This window comes from Psychrosphaera sp. B3R10 (genome assembly GCF_018861025.1).
GTDB classification, from domain to species: domain Bacteria; phylum Pseudomonadota; class Gammaproteobacteria; order Enterobacterales; family Alteromonadaceae; genus Psychrosphaera; species Psychrosphaera algicola.
This window is the reverse complement of record NZ_JAHKQH010000026.1, coordinates 225177-232249: the sequence shown is the minus strand read 5'-3', so window position 1 is coordinate 232249 and position 7073 is coordinate 225177. Positions and strand designations below refer to the sequence as shown.

The 7073-nt window shown below is 41.6% G+C and carries 8 protein-coding genes; all 8 read left to right on the top strand.

The window, feature by feature from the left end; translation table 11 throughout:
- Positions 1-253 precede the first annotated feature (253 nt).
- The 8 genes from trmJ to hscA all read left to right on the top strand — a co-directional run bounded on the left by trmJ (position 254) and on the right by hscA (position 7058).
- Positions 254-976: a tRNA (cytosine(32)/uridine(32)-2'-O)-methyltransferase TrmJ gene (trmJ, locus tag KO525_RS10500; RefSeq protein WP_215963757.1), complete on the top strand. Its 723-nt coding sequence runs from the start codon at positions 254-256 to the stop codon at positions 974-976.
- Between the two features lie 24 nt (positions 977-1000).
- Positions 1001-1819, top strand: coding sequence for a serine O-acetyltransferase (gene cysE, locus KO525_RS10495; protein WP_215963756.1), 819 nt, complete (start codon positions 1001-1003; stop codon positions 1817-1819).
- A 123-nt stretch (positions 1820-1942) separates the two neighbouring features.
- A complete protein-coding gene (gene iscR / locus KO525_RS10490; RefSeq protein ID WP_215963755.1) occupies positions 1943-2413 on the top strand; it encodes a Fe-S cluster assembly transcriptional regulator IscR in 471 nt (156 codons plus the stop codon).
- Positions 2414-2463: 50 nt separating this feature from the next.
- Positions 2464-3678: an IscS subfamily cysteine desulfurase gene (locus tag KO525_RS10485; protein WP_215963754.1), complete on the top strand. Its 1215-nt coding sequence runs from the start codon at positions 2464-2466 to the stop codon at positions 3676-3678.
- A gap of 68 nt (positions 3679-3746) precedes the next feature.
- Complete coding sequence (gene iscU, locus KO525_RS10480; protein WP_215963753.1) at positions 3747-4130, top strand: Fe-S cluster assembly scaffold IscU; 384 nt, start codon at positions 3747-3749, stop codon at positions 4128-4130.
- Between the two features lie 72 nt (positions 4131-4202).
- Positions 4203-4526, top strand: a complete 324-nt coding sequence (gene iscA / locus KO525_RS10475; RefSeq protein ID WP_215963752.1) for an iron-sulfur cluster assembly protein IscA — start codon at positions 4203-4205, stop codon at positions 4524-4526.
- A 118-nt stretch (positions 4527-4644) separates the two neighbouring features.
- Entirely contained in the window at positions 4645-5163 is a 519-nt protein-coding gene (gene hscB / locus KO525_RS10470) for a co-chaperone HscB (protein ID WP_215963751.1), read from the top strand.
- 29 nt (positions 5164-5192) lie between these two features.
- Positions 5193-7058 carry a Fe-S protein assembly chaperone HscA gene (gene hscA / locus KO525_RS10465; RefSeq protein ID WP_215963750.1) on the top strand — a complete coding sequence of 622 codons (1866 nt, stop codon included), beginning with the start codon at positions 5193-5195 and terminating at the stop codon, positions 7056-7058.
- Positions 7059-7073: the final 15 nt, after the last annotated feature.

The window sequence follows — 7073 nt, the reverse complement described above, 5'->3', positions numbered from 1 at the left end:
CGTTATGTGGTTAAAACAACGGTGGGTGTCTACGTTGTTTTTTGTCAGGCGGTTAAAACTACGGTGGGTGTCTACGTTATTATTCCTTTCACTGATCTTCATGGGGCTAAATGTCCGTACAAAATCTGGGCATTAGTGGTATTCAGATAATATCTAATAAAAAAATGAGTTAACGACAGCGTATTTTGGCTTAATTCCTACACCGCTATTGTGTTAAACTGCGGCCGGCTTAACTACTAGAATGACTGAGTGAATGTTAGATAACGTAAGAATTGTATTGGTAAATACCTCACATACCGGAAATATCGGGTCTGCTGCGCGCGCAATGAAAACGATGGGAATTAAAGACTTAGTACTTGTCGATCCTGTGCAGCCTCCAGATAGCCATACTTCTGCTTTAGCCGCTGGAGCGACCGATATCTTGGGCAATCTCAAAATTGTAGATACTTTGCAAGAAGCCATCGCAGACTGTGGATTATCAATTGCAGCAAGTGCTCGTTCACGCACGTTATCTTGGCCAATGGTCGGTCCTCGAGAGTGTGGTAAAAAAGTAGTTGAAGAAGGCGAAAAACATAAAGTTGCTTTGGTATTTGGGCGAGAAAACTCGGGCCTCACCAACGAAGAATTACAGCAGTGCCAGTTCCATGTTCATATTCCGGCAAATCCAGAATACAGTTCTTTAAATCTGGCAATGGCGGTTCAAACACTTTCCTACGAAGTTCGCATGAACTTTTTAGAAAAAGAAGGTGAGCAATATGAGCCGTTTGAAGCCGACTATCCTAATAGCGGTCAACTAGAAGGTTTTTATCAGCATTTGGAAGAAACCTTGGTTCATACCGGATTTATTATTAAACAACATCCTGGGCAAGTTATGTCAAAGCTTCGTCGTGTATTTAATCGGGCACGACCTGAGTCCCACGAGTTGAATATATTAAGAGGTGTCCTCACTTCTATAACTAAGTTAATTAAAAACTAAACTAATTAAAGAGTAACGTTCCCAATGTTTGATCGCATTAAAGAAGATATAGCAAGTGTTTACAATCGTGACCCAGCTGCGCGCAGCAATTGGGAAATATTGTTTAACTATCCTGGACTTCATGCGATCTGGTTTCAACGAATATCACATAGTCTGTGGCGCGCAAACTGGAAATGGTTGGCACGTTACATTTCAACTATCGCACGCTGGTTGACAGGGGTTGAAATTCACCCCGGTGCTACTATTGGCCGTCGATTTTTCATCGACCACGGCATGGGCGTCGTAATCGGCGAAACGGCAGAAATTGGTGACGATGTAACGCTTTATCACGGTGTGACCTTAGGTGGGACAAGTTGGAATGCTGGGAAAAGGCATCCAACATTGTTAGATGGTGTTGTCGTAGGGGCCGGGGCGAAAATTTTAGGTCCGATTTTAGTTGGCAAAAATGCCCGTGTTGGTTCTAACTCTGTTGTTGTTAAAGAAGTTCCTGAGAACGCCACTGTTGTCGGTATTCCAGGGCGAATAGTAAACGCGCCGACTTCAGCTGCAACAGATGATAAAAAGCGTACGCAGATGGCGCAAAAATATGGTTTTGACGCTTATGCGGTGTCACCAGATAACCCAGATCCTGTCGCCAAAGCAATTGGCGCAATGTTAGACCACATTACTATTATGGACGAGAAGCTAGCTTCAGTGTGCTCAGAAGTCACAAAAATGGGTGGTACTGTCTGCAATAAAGAATTACCGGTCATCGACGTCGACTCAAAAGAGTTTGTGGAAGAAGGCCAAAAAGCTGCTGAACAGCGCGTCGCAGGTATGCACGCCTTCGATCCGACGATATAAAGTCCTTGCGTTTTATTTAAACCCGAGTAAATTAGTCAGGTATAAGTACTTGACTAATTTACTCAGGTTTGTAAAATGCGACCCCATCGAAAGGGTCCACATTTTTAACGTGAAAGGTGAGAAATGAAGCTTACATCTAAAGGTCGTTATGCCGTTACAGCAATGCTAGATGTTGCATTACATACGTCAAATGGACCCGTACCGTTAACCGATATATCAGAACGCCAGGGAATTTCGCTTTCTTATTTAGAGCAGTTGTTCGCCAAACTTCGTAAAAGCGAGTTGGTAAACAGTGTAAGAGGCCCAGGTGGTGGTTATTTTCTTGGACGCAATGCATTAGAAATCTCCATTAGCGAAGTTATCGCTGCTGTAGATGAAAGTGTAGATGCAACTAAGTGTGGCGGAAAAGGCGATTGTTTGAGTGGCACTCGCTGTCTTACTCATAAATTATGGTCGAATCTGAGCGATCGAATAGAAAACTTTTTAAGTGATATTTCGATTGGTGAATTGGTTCAACAAAAAGACGTAAAAGCCGTAGCAGAGCGGCAAGATGCTGAACATACGACTATTCGTTTAGCAGCGCAAAATTTATAATTGTTCTACCTGTATAAACGCAGGTTTTTAATTCGTTCGTGGAGAATTTAATGAAGTTACCAATCTATCTAGATTACGCAGCTACCACACCAGTTGACCCTCGTGTAGCAGAAGAAATGATGAAGTCGTTAACAATGGATGGCACATTTGGTAACCCAGCGTCGCGGTCACACAAATATGGCTGGCAAGCAGAAGAATTAGTTGATATCGCCAGAAATAATATTGCTGAATTAGTAAATGCTGACCCACGCGAAATTGTTTTTACATCGGGTGCAACAGAGTCTAATAACTTAGCGATTAAAGGTGCAGCTCATTTTTATAGCAAAAAGGGTAAGCACATTATTACGGCTAAAACTGAACATAAAGCCGTTTTAGATACCTGTCGTGAATTAGAACGCCAAGGTTTTGAAGTAACGTATTTAGACGTATTACCAAACGGCCTTGTTGACTTAGACGTACTTGCAAAAACAATGCGTGACGACACTGTTGTTGTAAGCATCATGCATGTAAACAATGAAATTGGTGTTATTCAAGATATCGCTAAAATTGGCGAAATGTGTCGTGAACGTAAAATTGTATTCCATGTTGATGGCGCACAAAGTGCCGGTAAAATCCCAGTTGATTTGTCAGAATTGAAAGTGGATCTAATGTCATTTTCAGCGCATAAAATATACGGCCCTAAGGGTATTGGCGCATTATATGTTAGTCGTAAACCTCGTATTCGCTTAGAAGCGCAAATGCACGGTGGCGGCCATGAGCGTGGTTTCCGTTCTGGTACACTACCTGTACATCAGATTGTGGGTATGGGTGAAGCATTCCGTATTGCTAAGCAAGATATGGAAAAAGACACAAAACACATTATCGAACTACGTGAAAAACTTTGGAACGGTGTTAAACATATCGAAGAAACCTACATCAATGGTGACTTAGAGAGCCGCGTTCCAGGTATCTTCAATGTAAGCTTTAACTTTGTTGAAGGCGAAAGTTTAATTATGGCACTAAAAGACATGGCGGTATCTTCAGGTTCAGCCTGTACGTCTGCTTCTTTAGAGCCTTCATATGTATTGAGAGCATTAGGTTTGACAGACGAGCTAGCACATAGCTCGATTCGATTCAGTATTGGTCGTTTTACGACAGAAGCTGACATCGACCATGTTATCGGACAAGTTAACAACGCAATCGACAAATTACGTGAAATGTCGCCGCTTTGGGAAATGTTCAAAGATGGTGTTGATTTAAATAGCGTGCAATGGGCTGCACACTAGGTTTATCTAGTAGCGGTAACGAATTTTCAAATTAATTATTAATCGAGTTTTCGATTAAGGAGCTTAAAATGGCTTATAGCGAAAAAGTAATAGACCACTACGAAAACCCTCGTAACGTTGGTTCTTTTGACAAAAATGATCCAACTATTGCAACGGGTATGGTTGGCGCACCGGCTTGTGGCGATGTAATGAAGCTACAACTTAAGATTGGCGAAAACGGTATTATCGAAGACGCAAAGTTTAAGACATATGGTTGTGGTTCTGCGATCGCTTCTTCTTCACTTGTAACAGAGTGGGTTAAGGGCAAGTCAATCGATGAAGCTCAGCAACTTAGCAACACTGAAATTGCTGAAGAACTTGCGCTACCACCAGTGAAAATTCACTGTTCAATTCTTGCTGAAGACGCGATCAAAGCAGCAATTGAAGATTACAAAGCTAAAAAGAACAATTAGGTATTAAGCTGTGTTTTCACAGCGTAATAGCTTAGTTTTACTTTCAACTTATTTAGATAGAGGCAGCAGTAAATGGCCATCAGTTTAACCGATTCGGCAGCAGATAGAGTAAAATCGTTTTTACACAACCGTGGTAAAGGCTTAGGCCTGCGCTTAGGCGTGAAAACAACAGGATGCTCAGGATTGGCTTACGTGTTGGAATTTGTTGACGATATCGAAGACGGCGATGAAGTTTTTGAAGACAAAGACGTTAAAGTCATTGTCGATGCAAAAAGCTTAGTTTATCTAGATGGAACAAAATTAGATTTTGTGAAAAATGGGTTGAATGAAGGGTTCGAATTTGTGAACCCGAATCAAAAAGACGAATGTGGTTGTGGTGAAAGCTTCACCATATAGTCTGTTTTAGATTTGTATTAATAAGGCCATTTACCCCAAAGGTAATGGCCTTAACTGTTTTAAAATCTTGCATTACAAGTTTCGTAATTATTTTAGTTAAATTGTATTAAAGGTTTTTATGCGTTATTTCTCGTTGTTTGATTTACCCGTTGATTTCCAAGTTGATACCAACTTATTAACTCAACGATATCGTGATATTCAAAAGAAAGTCCACCCTGACAATTTTGCTAGCGGCTCAGACCGTGAGCGACTCCTTGCGGTACAAACATCCTCAGAAATCAATGACGCCTTTGAAACGTTAAAACACCCATTGTCACGCGCTGAATACATGGTGATGGAACACGGTTTTGATGTAAAGCATGAGCAAACTACCATTAAAGATGGCATGTTTTTGATGCAGCAAATGGAGTTGCGTGAAGAGCTTGAAGATATTGAAACAGCATCGGACAAAGAGTCAGCGTTTGATGACTTTTACGATGACGTGAAACAACTCGTAGTGCAATACACCAATCAATTTGAATCACTGTTTAATTCGCAAGATTACGACTCAGCTGCGGTTGCTGTACGTAAACTTCGGTTTGTTTACAAATTGAAGTCCGAAGCGCAACAGCTAGAAGACAAGTTATTAGACGATTAAAAATGAATATCAACTGGAAATGTATTTAGATGGCTTTATTACAAATTGCTGAACCTGGACAAAGTACCAACCCTCACGAACATAAGCTTGCAGTTGGGATTGACTTAGGCACAACTAACTCGTTAGTCGCAGCGGTACGTAGTGGTAAACCAGGTGTTTTACCCGACGAAGAAGGGCGGTTTTCACTGCCATCTGTTGTTCGCTATTTGCCGAAGGCGGTAATGATAGGTGACGACGCAAAAAACAGCGCAGCAGATGATCCTGAAAATACCATAGTATCGGTTAAACGCTTTTTAGGCCGTGGATTATCCGACATCAATGCGTTATATGGCGATTTGCCGTACCAGTTTGTTGAAAAAGAGCATACCGTCAATATTCAAACAGCACAGGGGGAGAAAAACCCAATTGAAGTATCAGCGGAGATTTTATATAACCTCCGCCAACGTGCTGAAAGTTCACTTGGCGGCGACTTGCAAGGTGCCGTAATTACCGTTCCTGCATACTTTGATGACGCTCAACGCCACGGTACAAAAGACGCTGCCGAACTTGCTGGAATAAAAGTATTACGTCTGATTAATGAGCCAACAGCTGCGGCGATTGCGTATGGTTTAGACTCTGGACAGGAAGGCATTATTGCGGTTTATGACCTTGGTGGTGGTACGTTTGATATTTCAATTTTACGCTTAAATAAGGGCGTTTTTGAAGTGTTGTCAACGGGCGGCGATTCGGCGCTTGGTGGTGATGACTTCGATCGTACAATCGTTTCAAAACTGATTGAATTGCATGCACTACCAAAAAGTGGGCTAACAGCGAAAAGTTTAAGAAAGCTGTACGATTTAGGACGTAAAGTAAAAGAGCAATTAACGTTAGATGATTCTGTCGAGTATCAACTTTCTATTCAAGAAGGTGAGGTTAGCGGGACTTTCACTAAACAATTGTTTGAAGATGGTATTGCCGAATTAGTTAAGAAAACCCTGAAAAGCTGCCGACGAGCGTTAAAAGACGCTGAAATAGAAGCCGAAGATATCTTAGAAGTGGTCATGGTGGGGGGCTCTACTCGTGTACCTCTAGTCCGAGAAAAAGTGGAAGGTTTTTTCAAACGTACCCCTTTAACCACTATTGATCCGGACCAAGTTGTTGCTATTGGTGCTTCAATTCAAGCTGACTTATTAGTTGGTAACAAGCCCGACTCTAATATGTTGCTACTGGATGTGACGCCATTATCTTTAGGGTTAGAAACAATGGGGGGCTTGGTAGAGAAAGTCATTCCAAGAAACACCACAATCCCAGTCGCGAGAGCACAAGAATTTACCACATACAAAGATGGCCAAACGATGATGGCTATTCATGTTCTACAGGGTGAACGTGAATTAGTTGACGATTGTCGTTCATTGGCTCGGTTTGTATTAAAAGGTATACCGCCGCTAACCGCTGGTATTGCGGTTATTCGAGTTACGTTTAATATTGATGCGGACGGCTTATTAAGTGTTACCGCAATGGAAAAATCGACAGGGGTTGAGGCATCAATTCAAGTAAAACCTTCATATGGACTTGAAGAAGACGAAATAGCGAATATGCTTACATCGTCAATGAGAAATGCAAAAGAAGACATGCAAGCAAGAATGCTTCGTGAACAGCAAGTTGATGCAAAGCGTATGATTGAGTCGTTGGAATTGGCAATATCTCAATCAGGTCATCTAATTGCCGACGATACTGAACGAGCAGCAATAGATAAGGCCATTCAGTTGTTACAAGAGAGTTGCCAGGGCGAAGATGGCTCAATAATTAAAGACAAGATCAAGCAGCTTGATGATATTAGTCAGCCGTTTGCAGCTCGTCGAATGGAAGACAGTATTAAACAAGCTTTAACCGGTCAAGCGGTTGAAGACGTATAAAACAAATTACAGAAT